We start from the raw sequence: 14,682 nt of genomic DNA, 5'->3' as shown, positions 1-14,682 counted from the left end.
CGGTGCGTCCGCGCGCATGGCGACACATTCGCCGCTGGCCTCCCGCGCCCTCCCCTGCTCTATGTTCCGCCGCCATGGCGAAACCCCAGTACTGGCTCATCAAGAGCGAGCCTTCTGTCTACGCGTATGCCCAGCTGGAGAAGGACGGGAAGACGGAGTGGACCGGAGTGCGCAACTACGAGGCGCGCAACAACCTCCGGGCGATGAAGGCCGGCGACCTGTGCCTCTACTACCACTCGAACGAGGGCAAGGCCGTGGTGGCCGTGGCGAAGGTGCTCGCCGCCGCCGGTCCGGACCCCACCGCGCCGGGCGAGGACTGGGCCTCTGTCGACGTGGGCCCCGCCTTCGCGCTGAAGCAACCGGTGGACCTGGCCACCTTCAAGGCCACGCCCGCGCTGAAGGACTGCCAGCTGCTCACCCGCAGCCGCATCAGCGTGGTGCCCATCACCCCGGAGCACTTCAAGCTCATCCTGAAGATGGGGAAGACCGCGCTTCCGAAGTAGTGCGCGCCGCCGGGGGCCGCAGCAGTGTCACCTGGGGCCCCTTGAAGGTGTGCCGCTGCACCAGTCCCCAGTAGAGCCCCAGCAGCACCAGCGCGCCGGCGAACGTGTAGCCGGCGAGCTGGTTGGGCGGCAGCACGAAGAGCACCATGATGACGGCGCACCAGGCGAGCGCCACCGCGTTGACCCAGGGCGACGCGCGGCCCAGGTCCCAAGGCCCCTGGTGGGACCACGTCCCGGAGCGGCGCGCCCGCCAGCCCACCCAGATGGGCAGCGCATACGACGCGTAGAGCGCCAGCGTGCTCAGCGCCACCATGGCCGCGTAGGCCTGCGCCCACAGCGCCACGACGAAGGCGGCCACGACGGACACCCACACCGCCACGGACGGGCTCCGGAAGCGCGGCGACACGTGCTTCAGCCACCGCGAGCCGGGCAGCCCGTTGTCCCGCGCGAAGGCGAACAGCATGCGCGAGTTGGACGTCACCGACGACAGCCCGCAGAACCACATGGCGCCGATGGCCACCCACACCAGTGCGCCGCCAATGGACGGGCCCAGCGCGTTCGTCAGCACGTACAGGAACGGATTGGGCGCGGCGACGGCGGCCGGCAAATCCTGGATGGCCAGCGTCACCGCGCCCAGCAGCACGTAGCCCACCACGGCGCTGACGGCCACGGACAGGAAGATGCCCCAGGGCGCGTTGCGCGTCGGGTCTCTCGTCTCCTCGGAGATGTGGGCGCTGGCGTCGTAGCCGGTGAACGTCCACTGCGCCTGGAGCAGGCCGATGAGGAAGCCATATGCGTACCAGGAGGGGCTCTCCGCGCTGACGCGGGTGAGGAGGAAGCCAACGTCCTGCCTCGGCGCCAGCGCGGCGAGCGCGCCGATGAGCACCGCCACGCCGACGAGGTGGTACCAGGCGGAGAAGTCGTTGAGCCACGCCACCACGCGCACGCCCACGTGGTTGAGCACCGCGTGCGAGACGAGGATGGCGGCGTACAGCGGCAGCACGTCCCCGCGCTCGCGGGACAGGCCGAGCATGTCCGCGAGGAACTCGGCCAGCCCGTAGTCGATGCCGGCGGTAATCGCGAACTGGCCCACGGTGTTGAGCCACGCGGTGAAGAAGCCCACCCGGGGCCCGCCGAGCATGGCGGCCCAGTGGTAGAGCGCGCCCGCCGTGGGGAAGGACGAGGCGAGCTGCGCGAGGCTCGCCGCCACCGCGAGCGTCATCACCGCCACCAGCGGCCAGCCCACGCCCATGACATAGGGCCCGCCGAAGCGCAGCCCGTGGCCATACAGCGTCACCGCGCCGGTGAGGATGGAGATGATGGAGAAGGAGACGGCGAAGTTGGAGAAGCCGCCCATGTCGCGCAGCAACTGCTGTGCGTACCCCAGCCGCTGGAGCTGGGCGGCGTCCTCCTCGAGCTGGCGCTCACGGTCCGGAGTGGTGGCCATGGCGCGAAAGGATACGCGGGCCCGGGGGTGAGACCTTGGAGGGGACAGCCTCCCGGGCCCGCGTCTGTCCGGAACGCTACGGCTTGCGAGGCGGCGGAGGCGTCCCCGGGCGCGCGTCGCCCTCTTCACCGGGAGCGCCCCGGTGAATCTCGATGCGCTTCTCGACGCGCATCGGCCCCATCTCCGCCTCCAGCTTCTGCCAGAGGTCCGGCCCCAGCAGCTTCTTGATCTGCACCATCAACGACAGGCGGTTGCGGCGCACCGCCGTCTCCGCGCGGCCCACCTCGTCGGACTGGGTGAGGATGGCGCGCTCGTCCGGCGTGGGCGCGCTCAGCAGGCGCTCCAGCCGGAGCTGGGCGCGCTTCAGGTCCGCTTCGAGGGGAATCAGCGCCTCGTTGGACTCGAAGGAGAGGTCCTTGATTTTCTGCGCCACGTCGCGCGGCACGCCCAGCTTCTCCACCAGGTGCGGGGGGATGCCATTGGCGGCCGCGGGCAGCGGACCCAGCGGCATCGGCCCGGGGCCGCCTTTGAGCACCAGCATCCTATGTCCGCCGGGCCCGTTCGACTGGACGACCACGTCCTCGTCGTCCGCCTGGGCCCGGGCCAGCGCGGGTGCCGCCAGCAGCAGGCCGGCCACGGTGGTGCTCCACAGCTTCGAAACGCGAGTCTTCATCGCTTCACTCCTGAGGATAGAGAGGCATGACCGCCGTTCGGAACGGCGGGGTTTCCAGCGCGCGGGAGTCGGGAGGGCGCAGCCACACAGCGAGCGTTCCGTAGGGCCGGTACGTCTCGTCGTGGACCAACAGGTCGCGGCGCGTGTAGCCGCGCACCTCGCCCATCAGGTTCATCAGGGAGCCCCGCCCCGCGAGCACTGCGCGGGTGGGGGCCTCCTCGGGAAAAGCATCCTCACGAGGGGCACCGGTCATCCCCAGCTCGGCCCTGGGGGTGAGCGCGTCCTCGGCGAATTCGGGAGCCGTCCCCTGCTCCACCTCCGGGGCGGGGGGGCGCGTCCACAGCACCAGCCCGGCCAGGCACAGGGAGGCCACGGCCCCGGCAGCGGCGCGGCGGCGGATGACGCGGCGGCGCACCTCACCGAGCACGGCGTCGCGGGAAATGGGGGGCAGTGCCGGAGGCGACGGCAGGCGCAGCGCGGAGGCGGAGGCGTGGAGCGCGGCCAGGGCCCGGCACTCGTCGCAGGTCTCCAGGTGGGCCAGCAGCTCGCGGGGACGGCCGTCCTCCATGAGGGCGGTGGCCGCGTCGTGGCATCTCATGGGGTGTCTCCTTCCAATGCGTCGGCGGCCTTCAGCTTCTTGAGGGCGCGGTAGAGGTGGATGCGGACGGTGCCCCGGCCGATGCGCATCGCCCCGGCGATGGCGTCCAAATCCAGTCCCTCCAGGTAGCGGAGGGTGAAGGCGGTGGCCTGCTGCGCGGGGAGCGTCCGCAGCGCGCGGCCGAAGCTGCGCCAGCGCTCGGCTCCGGCGAAGTGCTCCTCCGGGGAGAGGTCATGGGACGGCCCGAAGTCGAGCGCCTCGCGCACGAGCGTCCACACCCGGCGCCGACGCAGGTGGCCCATGGCGCGGGACACCAGGATGCTGCGCAGCCACGCGGGGCCGGCCTTCACGTCCCGCAGCGCGTGGCGCTTCTCGTATGCGTCCGCCAGGGTGGCCTGCACCAGGTCCCTGGCCTCCTCCCCGTCCCACACCAGCCTCCGGGCGAGGCGCAAGAGGCCGCCCTGCTCCGCCTCCAGGAGCGCGTCGAAGTCCCGCGCGGCCGTGGCGCGCGGCGGGCTCGTCGGCTCGTCCAGGATGGCGGTGCCCTTCACGGTGAAACGACCTCCCATCGACTTCCACGCGAATGAGGACGCACGGGTGGGGAAACCGGCATACTCGAATCCGTGAGTGCCCCAGAAATCCGCCGCATTCCCGCCGTGGAGACCCGACCTCTCCGCCACGCCGTGCTCCGCCCCCACCAGTCGCCCAACCTGGTCGTCTACCCCGGGGACGAGGACGTGGACACCGTCCACCTGGGCGCGTACGCGGCGGGCCGCCTCGTGGGGGTGGCCTCCCTCTACCGGGAGCCGCCGCCGGACGCCCTGCGCACCACCACGGCCTGGCGCCTGCGGGGCATGGCGGTGGACCCCACCCTCCGGGGCTCCGGCCATGGCGCCGCCCTCCTTCAGGCATGCATGGTGCACGCCCGTGGACAGGGCGGCACCCTGGCGTGGTGCAACGCCCGAGCGACGGCCGCGGGCTTCTACCGCTCGCTCGGCTTCTCGCCGAAGGGGGACCCCTTCGAGCTCCCCGGCATCGGCCTCCACCACTTCATGTGGCGAGCCCTAGAGTCTTCTCGATGACCATCCCCGACCTGGAGGCAGTGCGCGTCGCCATCGAGAACATCGACGAGGAAATCCTCGACGCTCTCCGGCGGCGCATGGACCTGGCGGACGACGTGGCGCGGGCGAAGCTGGCCGCGGCGGCGCCCTTCCGAGACCAGCGCCGCGAGGACCTGCTCCTGCGCCGCATCCGCACCCGCGCCGCCGAGCACGGCCTGGACCCGCACGAGGTGGAGCGCGCCTGGCGCCTCTTCATCGACATGTCGGTGGCGCGGCAGCAGGCGCTCGTCACCCGGCTGGACACCACGCCCCTGCGCGTGGGCTACCCGGGCGTCGAGGGCTCCTACAGCCACCTGGCCGCGCGCCAGCGCTACGCGAAGCGGCCCGGTGGCGTGCTGCTCACCGGCTTCGACGCGTCCCGCGAGGCCATGGAGGCCCTGCGCCGCGGCGAGCAGGACCTGGTGCTCCTGCCAATCGAGAACACCACCGCCGGCAGCATGAACGAGACGTACGATTTGCTCGCCGAGGGCGGCGTGGTCATCACCGCGGAGCTGGTGAGCCAGGTGGACCACCGGCTGCTCGGGCTGCCGGGCGCGAAGCTGGAGAGCCTGCGCGAGGTGCTCTCCCACCCGCAGGCGCTGGCCCAGTGCGAGGCGTTTCTTCGCGCGAAGGTCCCCTGGGCGCGGGCGGTGCCGGACGCGGACACGGGCGGCGCGGCGCAGAAGGTGCGCGAGCGCAATGACCCGGCGGTGGCGGCCATCGCCAGCGAGACGGCGGCGCAGCGCTTCGGGCTGGAGGTGCTCGCCAGGGAGCTGCAGCCCGGGTCGGACTACACGCGCTTCGTGGAGGTGGGCCGCGAGCCCACGCCGCTGGCGCCGGGCGTGCCGTGCAAGACGTCGCTGCTGATGGTGCTGGAGCACAAGCCGGGGACGCTGGGGGAGATGCTGCAGCGGCTCACCCTGCGCGGCGTCAACGTGAGCAAGCTGGAGTCGCGCCCCATTCCGGGCCAGCCGTGGCAGTACCGCTTCTACCTGGACGTGGAGGGCCACGCGGCCTCGGCGCCACTGATGGCGGCGCTGGACGACATCCGCCCGCTGACCTCGTCGCTGCGCGTGCTGGGCACGTACGAGCGCGCGGAGGGCCCTCATGGCTGAGCCGAAGCGCCGCATCGCCTTCCAGGGAGAGCACGGCGCGTACGGCGAGGAAGCGGTGCGCGCGCTGCACGGCCCGCAGGTGGAGTCCGTCCCCGTCCTCACCTTCCGCGCCGTCTTCGAGTCCGTGGCGGAAGGACGCGTGCAGGGCGGCGTGGTGCCGGTGGAGAGCAGCCTCGGCGGCCCGGTGGCGGAGAACGTGGACCTGCTGCTGGAGCACGACCTGCAGATTACGGGCGAGCTGTCGCTGCGCATCCGCCACTGCCTGCTCGCGCCGCCGGGGCGGACGTTGGACGGAATCGAGCGGGTGCTGTCGCATCCGCAGGCGCTGGCGCAGTGCGCGGGCTACCTGCGCAGGCGCGGCATCCTCCCGCTGCCGGAGACGAACACCGCCATCGCCGCGCGCCGGGTGGCCGAGGAGGCCCCGCCCCGCACGGCGGCCATCGCCAGCCGGATGGCGGCGGAGCTGTATGGACTGGCGGTGCTGGACGTGGGCGTGGAGGACTCGCCGGACAACCACACGCGCTTCGTCACCCTGGGCCCGGCGCCCGAGCGCGCGTGGACGCGGCGCAAGACGGCGCTGGCCTTCACGGTGGAGAACACGGCCGGCGCGCTGTACCGGGTGCTGAGCGCCTTCTCCTCGCGCGGGCTCAACGTGGCGCGGCTGGAGTCCCGGCCGCAGCGGCGCGCGTGGGAGTACGTCTGGTGCATGGACGTGGACGGCGCGCTGGAGGACCCGCGGGTGCGCGAAGCGGTGGAGGCCGCCCAGGGCGCCTGCATCACCCTGCGGGTGCTCGGCAGCTACGGCGTGGCGTGAGCCCCGGGGCCGGCGTGCTGTCGCCACCGGCCTTCACGGCGGCAGCGGCGCGGCGTCGGCCCCACTCGCGTGAGGCCTCACGCCCGTACGGCTCGAGAAGCGAGCAGGTTGCCTTCGCCACCGTGCTTCACGGCGGCGAAGGCGCGGAGTGGGCCCCACTCTCGTGAGGCCTCACGCCCGTGAGGCTCAGGACGCGGCGGGCTTGCTGCCGTCGCCGTTCTTCACGGCGGCCGTGTACGCGTCGCGGATGATGCGCGTGTAGTTCTGGAGCGCGGGGAGCTGCTCCAGGCGCAGGGCCTGCGGGCCGTCGCAGAGGGCGGCCTCCGGATGCGGGTGGAAGTCCACCAGCACCATCGACGCACCAGCGATCAGCCCCTGGCCGATGGCGTGGAAGATGTCCGGCAGCCCGTCCGGCGGAGCAGCCGCCTGGCCGATGGCGTGCGAAGGGTCCACGCACACGGGCATGCGCGTGAGCCGCCGCACCACCGGCACGTGGGCGAAGTCCACCATGTTGCGGTGCGGGTCGCCCAGGTGCGTCTTCACGCCGCGGAGGCAGAAGACGATCTTGGGGTTGCCCTCGCTCGCCACGTACTCGCACGCGTTGAGGGACTCCTCGAGCGTGATGCCCATGCCGCGCTTGAAGAGCACGGGGAAGGTGCGCTGCTGGCCAATGCTCTTGAGCAGCTCGAAGTTCTGCGCGTTGCGCGTGCCCACCTGGAGCATGACGCCGGTGGCGCTGCCCGAGCGCTCCAGCGCATCGCGAATCTCGTCGATGTGACGCGGGTGCGTCACCTCCATCGCGATGACCTTGATGCCGTGCTTGCCGGCGGACTCGAACACCCACGGGAGGCACGCGGCGCCCAGACCCTGGAACTCATAGGGGTTGGTGCGGGGCTTGTACGCGCCCATGCGGGTGGTCTTGATGCCGCACTTCGCGAGCGCGGCCATCATCGTGTCGACGTTCTCCCGGTTGTCCACGGCGCACAGGCCCGCGAACAGCTGCACCGACTTCTCGTCGAAGGTGACGCCGTTGTACTCGAAGCCAGACGAGGCCACCTGGCCCTTGTGCCGCCCGATGACGCGGTACTTCTGCGACACGCGGACGACCTGGCGAACGCCCGGAATCTGCTCGAAGGGCTCGGTGGGGACCTGCGCGGTGGGGCCGAGCAGATACACCTCGGTGACCGTGTACTCGGCGCCCTCCATGACGTGCGCCCGAGGGGTCACTCCCTTGTACTGCGAAGCGACCTTGAGGACAGCGGACACCACGGACTCAGGCGAGTCCGGTTCGAGCATGACGATCATCTTTTGGTTCTCCCGCGCGGCGTTGTCGTACCTGCCGTGAAGAATAACGCATCAGGCCGCGCGGGGTGTAACACCCCGGACCAGGCCATCGCGTCCATGTGTCTGGACTGACACCGCGGGCCCCCTTCGTGAGGCTCCGTCGAGCGCGTGGGGCGCTCGGCACCCTGCCCGCCCGCTCAGCCCCCGACGGGGCGCAGGCGGCTGGCCATCTGCGCGTAGTGGTCCCGCTGAGCGGTGTCCCCCAGGTGCTCCCAGACATCCGCCAGGGCCTTGGCGGCCTCGACGTAGGCCGGAGACAGCTCCAGGGCCAACTCGAAGACGTGGCGGGCGTGCCGGTAGCGCGCCTTGTCCGGACGGCGCGGGCCTCGCGTCAGGAGCGCGTTGCCCAGCGAATAGACTTCCACGGCGGCGGCCTCGCGATAGCCGGGCTCCGGGTTGAGCTGCACGGCGCGCTGCATGAGCTGCGCGGCGGCCTCGGGCTCCCCCAGCTCGAGCTGGCAGAAGGCCGCGTCGCGGTGCGGGTCGGCCGCGTTCGGGTCGACCTCGAGGGCGCGCTCGAAGCAGGCCAGCGCCTCCTGCGTCCGGCCCAGCTCGGCCAGGGCCGAGCCCCGGGCGGTGAGCGCCGGGACGTGCTTCGGGTCCACGGCGAGGACCTTGTCGAACGCGAGGATGGCGGCCTCGAGGTTGCCGGTCATGGAGAGCTTGACGCCCTCGTTGAATGCCGCGAACAGCAACTTTGACATCGTGCCCCCGAAGCAGTGTTGGCTCGGGGCTGAGCCTGTCACCGCGAGGGAGGGCGTGGAAAGGCGTCCGTCAGGGCGGGTTGCGTCCCGCTGATGGGAACCATCGGTCCACCAGAAGGGACCGCGTAGGACGCCTTATCCCGCGCGTCACAGCCGCACGCCGACCTGCATCCCGGGCCACCAGATGAAGTGCTTGGGCCCCTGCCGCGAGAAGGTGCTCAGCGCGGTGATGGCATCGCCGTCCACGCCGTGCAGGAGGTTCATCGTCGGCCCGCCGATGAGGGTGAAGCTCTTGGCGACCTGGAACCCACCGATGACGCGCACCTGGTGCAGCAGGCGCGTCGTCGTGAAGCTCGAGTCCCAGTCGTAGACGGAGTGGGTCACCCCATCCACGTCGACGAAGAAGCGCTCGGACACGGGGATGTGGCCTCCCAGGCCGAAGCCCAGCGTCCAGTGGCTCGGGCCCTGGGCGCCCGAAACATGGCCCATGCCCACCACCACCGTCGTGTAGAAGTGGCGGCTGCCCACCTTGAGGGCGGTGTTGGCGAAGTTGATGTCGCTGCCGAACGCCTCGATGTGGAACTGGCCGTTCTTCACGATGCTCAGCGCGCCAATCGGCAGGCCGGAGTCCATCTCCCGCGCCACGTTGACGAGGCCGAGCTGCAGGCCGCTCATCTTCCCCGCGATGTTGATGAGCCCCAGCTGCATGCCCTTCACGTCGTCACCGACGTTGAGGAGCGACAGCTGCATGCCCCGCGCGGTGTCCGCCCAGTTCATGCCCACGGACATCTGCACGCCCTCCATGCGCCCCCGCACGGCGTTGAGGCCCACGGTGCCCTGGACGCCGTCGAAGGCGCCCTGCACCCAGTTGGTGCCCACCGACAGCTGCGCGCCGCTCAACGGAGCCCGAGACAGGTTGCCGCCCACTGCCAGCTGTCCCGCCAGGCCGCCTTGCTGCGCGATGTTGAGGCCAGTTGCGACCTGCACGCCGCCCACCGCGCCCGAGGCCCAGTTGCCGCCCACGGCGAACTGGCCGCCCGTCACGTCCGCGCGCGCGACGTTGCCGCCGATGGCGAGCTGGAGGCCCGTGACGGAGTCCGTCGCCCAGTTCGCGCCCAGCGCCAGCGCCACGCCGTTCAGCCTCGCCGTGCGGCCCGCCGCCAGCGCCAGCGAGAAGTTGTTGTCCACCGTGCCGCCGAACAGGTCATTGGTCTGCACCGACGGGAAGAGGCCCAGGTTGATGGGCCGGTGCTGGTGCGCGGGCCCCTCCACGGTGCTCCCGCCCATCGCGGGCTTCACGCCGTCGAGGCGCGGCGTGCCTCCGCCGCGCATGGCCGTCATCTCCAGGCCCACCGGCCGGAAGGCGGTCTCCGCGAGCACGAAGCGCCCCCCCTGGTCCAGCACCAGCTCCGCCTGCGAGCCCACGCCGAGCGACTCACGCATCACCGTGTAGCGCCCCGGCTGGAGGCCGAGCTCGGTGGCGCGGCCGGCGAACTTCTTCAGCTCCACCACGAGCCGTCCCGGCGCGTCGCGCACGTAGAGGCGCCCGTCGAGCATCTCCCCCAGCACGAGCACCGCGGCGGTGGAGCGCAGGTCCGTCATCACCAGCTCGCCGGTGCCGGCCAGCTCGATGTCGTAGGCGGGGTGCTGCGCGCCGGCCCGCGTCTGCTCGGTGCGCGCCAGCGTCTCGTGGAAGGCGAACTGGTAGGCCTCGTGGAGCGTCACCCGGCCGTCGCCGGTGGCGTCCGCGGCGCCGCGCATGCCGGACACCAGGTTGTGCGTGAAGAACGAGCCGCCAATGCGGTCGGACTCCTGGGACACCTCGTCCTCGGACGAGGACGTGAGGATGGCGTGGCCACGCACCGCGGTGGACGCGTCCACCAGGAAGGACGGCCGGCGAACCCCGCCCTTCTGCCGCGCCAGCGTGCCGGACGCGCACGAGTCGAGGATGGCGATGCGCACGTCCGCCGGCAGCGACTCCAGCGCCTGGCGCAGCTCCTTGTAGCCGAAGCGGTCCTGCTGGAGCAGCAGCCCTTCCTCGTCCGAGTGGCCCGAGTAGTAGACGAGCGCTTCGGTGCGCCCACCGGACGTCTTCGCCGCGGCAATCATCGCCTTGAACTTCGCCAGCGCGCCCTCCAGCTCGGCGCGGCCGCCCTCCATCAGCATCATCCTGTCTTGCGGCTGCACGCCGCCCAGTTCCTCCAGCACGTCGCCGAAGGAGCGCGCGTCGGTGACGGCGTAGCGGAGCTTCGCGCGGCCCGGGCCTCCGTCGTTGACGCCCACCAGCAGCGCGAAGCGGCGCACCGGCTGGGAGGAGCCCGCATTGGAAGCGGGGGCCGCCGAGGCCAGGGCGGGGAGCAGCAGGAGCGAGAACAGGAGCGACCGCGTCATCACGGCACCTTCTCCAACGTGAAGGATGTCTGGGCCAGGGTATCCGGCAAGGGGAGCGGCCGGGTGCGAGCTTCGGAGGGCTGGCGGGCGAGCACGCGCGCCGCCTCCAACACCGTGGCCACGTCCAGCGGCGCGTCCGAGGTAACGAAGAGGAAGCGCTCGAAGCCGGGGGCGTCGTCCAACTCGTAGGCATGGCCGAGCGTCACGGCCTCGCCCGGGGCCAGCTCCGTGGAGCCGGTGAGCGTGGCCGGGTGGTGCAGCGTCACCCCGCCGCGCCCGTCCACCGACACCACCACGCCGTGAGGGCTGCCCCCGGAGACGTAGCTGAGTTGCAGGACGTCGCCACGGCGGGCCCGCGCGTGGTTGGCGAGCGGCTCCGGCTCGGTGGCCCCCTGCCGGTGGACGCGCAGCATGGGCTCGCCCTTGATGCGCTCCGAGACGTTCCAGATGATGGGCGCGCGCGCCGGGGCGGGCTCCGGCGGCAGCTCCCGCTGCGTGGACAGGACGAGCAGCACGAGCGACGCGGCCACCGGCATGCCCAGGGACAGGCCGTGCCAGCCCCCACGTCCGGCGGCTTCACGGGCCGAGTCCATGCGGGCGCGGGCGGCGCGGCGGCGCTCCACCTCGGCGGCCACGGCGGCGGGCGGGTGGCGCTCCAGGGTGCGGCGCGAGTCCTCCGCCAGCCGGGCCAGACGCCCGTCCCCATCCCGCTCGTGCTCCAGCCGCGCGCGGGCGTCGGCCAGGGCGTCCGGGGACAGCTCGCCCAGGGCGACTCGCTCCAGCAACCAGTGGGGGATACACAGGGCCATGCTCAGGGAGCCTCCAGCGCGGCACGACGCGCCTACCATCGAACACCGGCGCTGGTGGGAACTGTCACCGGATCACGCCACGTTTCCGTGACGCCCGCTTTGGAGCCGCTCCCGGGTGCGTCTCTGTGGGCCTGACTCACAGAGGCAGGCACATCAGCTCCTCGTCGATGTAGGTCCCGCCAATCTTCAACGCGGCCGGCTCCACGCCGTAGGTGCGGAACCCCAGGGCCCGGTAGAGGTGCTGGGCCGCCTTGTTGCCCACGGAGACGGACAGGAGGATGCGCTCGACTCCCGCCATCTTCCGCCCCTCCTCGATGGCGCCGGTGAGCAGCCGCCGGCCCACGCCCCGAGAGCGGGCCTCGGGCAGCACGTACATGCCCCAGACCCAGGCCTTGTGGGCCGACTTCAGCTCCGGCCCCTGACGCAGGCCCGCCACACCCACCAGTCGCCCCCCGTCGAAGGCCCCCAGGACGACCTGCGAGTCCCCCACCATCCGCGCGCGGACGACGTCCATCGGCCGCACCGCGTCCTCCTCGAGCGACGCGCCGAAGGCCTCCGGATGCTCCTTCAGCCCGCGCAGCCGCAGCGCCCAGAAGACCTCCGCCTCGTCGGGGCGAAGCCTCCGGACGGTGAGCGGCTCGGGCCCACCGGCGCGGCCCTCGGCCTCCAGCAGCGCGGTGAAGCCGGCGACGTAGTCCGGGTAGCGAGGCCGCCAGCCCACCTCCTTGAGGCGCGCGTTGGACACCGCGCGGTCGCCCCTCAGTGACTCGTGGAGGCTCTCCAGCGGAACACGGGGCGGCAGCGGCAGGCCGAGCCGCGCGCACAGCCAGGTGACGGTCTCCTCCTGGGGCGCGGGCCGGTCATCGGCGACGCAGTAGAAGGCCCCGGGCTCACCCCATTGGAGCGCCACACGAATGGCCTCCACCAGGTCATCCACGTGGATGCGCGAGATGCGCCCTCCCCCACCCTCCGGCAGCCGGACGGCGCCCGCCTGCAGGCGCGCGAGCGTGCTCCGCTCCGGGCCGTAGATGCCGGCGATGCGCAGCACCACCGCGCCCAGCGGGAGGAAGCGCGACTCCGCGTCGATGCGGCCGCGCGCCGTGGGCGAGGTCGGCTCCACCGGCGTGTCCTCGTCCACGAGGCCGCGTGCGCCGCCGTAGACACCGGTGGAGGACAGATAGACGAGCCGGGACGGCGGGTGCCGCGCGAGCGCCTCGGCGATGCGCGAGTCCAGCCCCGCGTCCGGCGGGACGGAGACGACGACGCGCGCCCCGTCCGTCAGGGACAGCGCTTCGTCCAGCGAGGTGACGCGGGCTCCCGCGCGCTCCAGGGCCTCACGGCGCGCGGAATCCCTCGTGGCCGCCAGCACGTCGCGGCCCGCGCGGGCTTCCGCCACGGCGAGCCGTGTGAGCGTGTACCCGGAGCCCAGGAGGACGAGTGGAGGCGTCATACCCCCCGCGATAGCGGGACTGCGGGGGGCAACGCAAGTGCCGGTGCAGAAGGATTACAGCTCGGCACTGGAGCGCGGGTCGATGATTCCGCACTCCTTGATCTTGTACAGCAGCGCCTTGTAGCTGATGCGCAGCTTGGTGGCCGCGCGGCGCTTGTTCCAGGCCGTGCGCTGGAGCATGCACAGTATAGCCTCGCGCTCGGCCAGCATCGCCGCCCGCTTGCCGATGTCCTTCAGCGACGGCTCCCCCGCCGGAGCAGGAGGCGGAGGCGGCTGCGGCACGTCGAACGGATTGATGTACCGGGGCGCCGGGATGACCGAGTTGGCGGGCTCCAGCATGACCGGAGCCGGCGTGGGAGTGGCGGACACCATCGCCTGGGCGGACCCACGCGAGGGCATCTCCAGCACCTGCACGGACGAGGACGGCGGCGAGCGCACCGGCTCCTCGTGCGAGCGGCCATAGGTGCCGTCGTCACCACCGTACGCGGTGGGCAGCGACGGCGCGCTCGCGGGGCTGCGGCCGGCCGCGTTGAGCTCGTCGAGCACCAGCGTGGCGTCCTTCAGCACGCACAGGCGGCGCACCATGTTCTCCAGCTCGCGCACGTTGCCGGGCCAGTCGTAGTCGGCGAAGGCCTGGAGCACCTCGCGGGGCAGCTCCGACACGCCGTTGATGAAGTTGCGGCCGTACTTCTTCAGGAAGTGGTCCGTCAGCGGCACCACGTCCTCGCGGCGCTCGCGCAGGGGCGGCAGGCGGATGGCCACCACGTTGAGGCGGTAGTAGAGGTCCTCGCGGAAGTTGCCGAGGGCAATCTCCTTCTCGAGGTCGCGGTTGGTGGCCACCACCACGCGGCTGTCCACACGCACGCTCTTCTTGCCACCGACGCGGAAGAACTCCTCGTCCTGCAGCACCTGGAGCAGCTTGGCCTGGAGGCGGATGGCCATCTCGCCAATCTCGTCCAGGAAGATGGTGCCCTGGTCCGCCAGCTCGAACTTGCCGGGCTTCTCCGCGGTGGCACCGGTGAAGGCGCCGCGCTCGTGGCCGAACAGCTCGCTCTCCAGCAGCTCGCCCGGCAGCGCCGCGCAGTTCACCTTGATGAACGGCTTGCCGCGCCGCTGGCTGCGCGCGTGGATTTCGCGGGCAATCACTTCCTTGCCCGTGCCGGACTCTCCCAGGAGCAGCACCGGCACGTCCGTGTCGGCGATGCGCTCCACCAGCGCCCGGGCGCGGCGCATGGACGGAGACGAGGAGATGAGCACCCGCGCGTCCGCCGTGGGGTCGATCAGCGGAGCTGTCACGCGAGCAGGCGGCAGGCTCGGCGCCACGGCCTGGCGCTCCGGGGCGCGCGTCCCCAGGGCACGGGCCAGCACGTCCTGCAGCTCGTCATTGCCGAACGGCTTGGACAGGTAGTCGCTCGCGCCCATCTTCATGGCGCGCACCGCGTCGTCCGCGCCCGACAGCGCGCTGAGCACGATGACCGGCGCGGAGCCTCCCGCGCCCCGGTAGCGGCGAAGGACTTCCAGACCGCTCATCTCCGGCATCACCACGTCGAGCAGCACCGCGTCGAAGGAACCTCCCGAGAGCATCTCCAGTGCCTGAGCGCCGCCCGCGGCACTGCGCACCTGGTAGCCCGCACTGCCGAGCAACTCGGACAGGAACGTGCGCACCGATTCTTCGTCATCCACCACCAGCACCGCGATCCGATCCATCCCCACGCCTCCGCTCGCCCTGTGCAT

The 14,682-nt window shown here is 71.9% G+C and carries 14 protein-coding genes; 4 read left to right on the top strand and 10 right to left on the bottom strand.

What is annotated here, in order from left to right:
• The first annotated feature begins 74 nt into the window (after positions 1-74).
• Positions 75-503, top strand: a complete 429-nt coding sequence (locus tag G4D86_RS38780; RefSeq protein ID WP_163999333.1) for an EVE domain-containing protein — start codon at positions 75-77, stop codon at positions 501-503.
• On the opposite strand, the gene G4D86_RS38775 is transcribed toward G4D86_RS38780, so the two are convergent.
• From G4D86_RS38775 to G4D86_RS38760, 4 genes are all read right to left on the bottom strand, one after another.
• Entirely contained in the window at positions 466-1,950 is a 1,485-nt protein-coding gene (locus tag G4D86_RS38775; RefSeq protein WP_163999332.1) for an amino acid permease, read from the bottom strand. The genes G4D86_RS38780 and G4D86_RS38775 overlap by 38 nt on opposite strands.
• 76 nt (positions 1,951-2,026) lie before the next feature.
• Positions 2,027-2,623, bottom strand: a complete 597-nt coding sequence (locus G4D86_RS38770) for a periplasmic heavy metal sensor (RefSeq protein ID WP_163999331.1) — start codon at positions 2,621-2,623, stop codon at positions 2,027-2,029.
• A gap of 4 nt (positions 2,624-2,627) precedes the next feature.
• Positions 2,628-3,221: a hypothetical protein gene (locus tag G4D86_RS38765; RefSeq protein ID WP_163999330.1), complete on the bottom strand. Its 594-nt coding sequence runs from the start codon at positions 3,219-3,221 to the stop codon at positions 2,628-2,630.
• Positions 3,218-3,790: an RNA polymerase sigma factor gene (locus tag G4D86_RS38760; RefSeq protein ID WP_163999329.1), complete on the bottom strand. Its 573-nt coding sequence runs from the start codon at positions 3,788-3,790 to the stop codon at positions 3,218-3,220. The genes G4D86_RS38765 and G4D86_RS38760 overlap by 4 nt, the downstream gene beginning before the upstream one ends.
• Positions 3,791-3,877: 87 nt before the next feature.
• On the opposite strand from G4D86_RS38760, the gene G4D86_RS38755 reads away from it, so the two are divergent.
• From G4D86_RS38755 to pheA, 3 genes are read left to right on the top strand one after another with little or no spacing between them, the layout of a single operon-like run.
• Positions 3,878-4,303: a GNAT family N-acetyltransferase gene (locus G4D86_RS38755; RefSeq protein WP_240360710.1), complete on the top strand. Its 426-nt coding sequence runs from the start codon at positions 3,878-3,880 to the stop codon at positions 4,301-4,303.
• Entirely contained in the window at positions 4,300-5,436 is a 1,137-nt protein-coding gene (locus tag G4D86_RS38750) for a bifunctional chorismate mutase/prephenate dehydratase (protein ID WP_163999327.1), read from the top strand. The genes G4D86_RS38755 and G4D86_RS38750 overlap by 4 nt, the downstream gene beginning before the upstream one ends.
• Positions 5,429-6,250, top strand: coding sequence for a prephenate dehydratase (gene pheA, locus G4D86_RS38745; protein WP_163999326.1), 822 nt, complete (start codon positions 5,429-5,431; stop codon positions 6,248-6,250). The genes G4D86_RS38750 and pheA overlap by 8 nt, the downstream gene beginning before the upstream one ends.
• A gap of 186 nt (positions 6,251-6,436) precedes the next feature.
• Here the strand turns inward: pheA and G4D86_RS38740 are convergent, their stop codons facing one another.
• From G4D86_RS38740 to G4D86_RS38715, 6 genes are all read right to left on the bottom strand, one after another.
• Entirely contained in the window at positions 6,437-7,555 is a 1,119-nt protein-coding gene (locus G4D86_RS38740; RefSeq protein ID WP_163999325.1) for a 3-deoxy-7-phosphoheptulonate synthase, read from the bottom strand.
• A gap of 176 nt (positions 7,556-7,731) precedes the next feature.
• Positions 7,732-8,298: a tetratricopeptide repeat protein gene (locus tag G4D86_RS38735; RefSeq protein WP_163999324.1), complete on the bottom strand. Its 567-nt coding sequence runs from the start codon at positions 8,296-8,298 to the stop codon at positions 7,732-7,734.
• A 147-nt stretch (positions 8,299-8,445) separates the two neighbouring features.
• Positions 8,446-10,689, bottom strand: a complete 2,244-nt coding sequence (locus G4D86_RS38730) for a caspase family protein (RefSeq protein ID WP_163999323.1) — start codon at positions 10,687-10,689, stop codon at positions 8,446-8,448.
• Entirely contained in the window at positions 10,689-11,498 is an 810-nt protein-coding gene (locus G4D86_RS38725) for an ActD protein (RefSeq protein ID WP_163999322.1), read from the bottom strand. Before G4D86_RS38725 ends, G4D86_RS38730 begins: the two co-directional genes overlap by 1 nt.
• 136 nt (positions 11,499-11,634) lie before the next feature.
• Complete coding sequence (locus G4D86_RS38720; RefSeq protein WP_163999321.1) at positions 11,635-12,948, bottom strand: GNAT family N-acetyltransferase; 1,314 nt, start codon at positions 12,946-12,948, stop codon at positions 11,635-11,637.
• 54 nt (positions 12,949-13,002) lie between these two features.
• The gene (locus G4D86_RS38715; RefSeq protein WP_163999320.1) at positions 13,003-14,655 is read right to left on the bottom strand and encodes a sigma-54-dependent transcriptional regulator; all 1,653 of its coding nucleotides are present in this window, start codon (positions 14,653-14,655) and stop codon (positions 13,003-13,005) included.
• Between the last annotated feature and the right edge of the window lie 27 nt (positions 14,656-14,682).

It is taken from the genome of Pyxidicoccus caerfyrddinensis (assembly GCF_010894405.1).
GTDB classification, from domain to species: Bacteria; Myxococcota; Myxococcia; order Myxococcales; family Myxococcaceae; genus Myxococcus; species Myxococcus caerfyrddinensis.
Note: the sequence above shows the minus strand (reverse complement) of the source record. Positions and strands in the feature narration are given on the sequence as shown.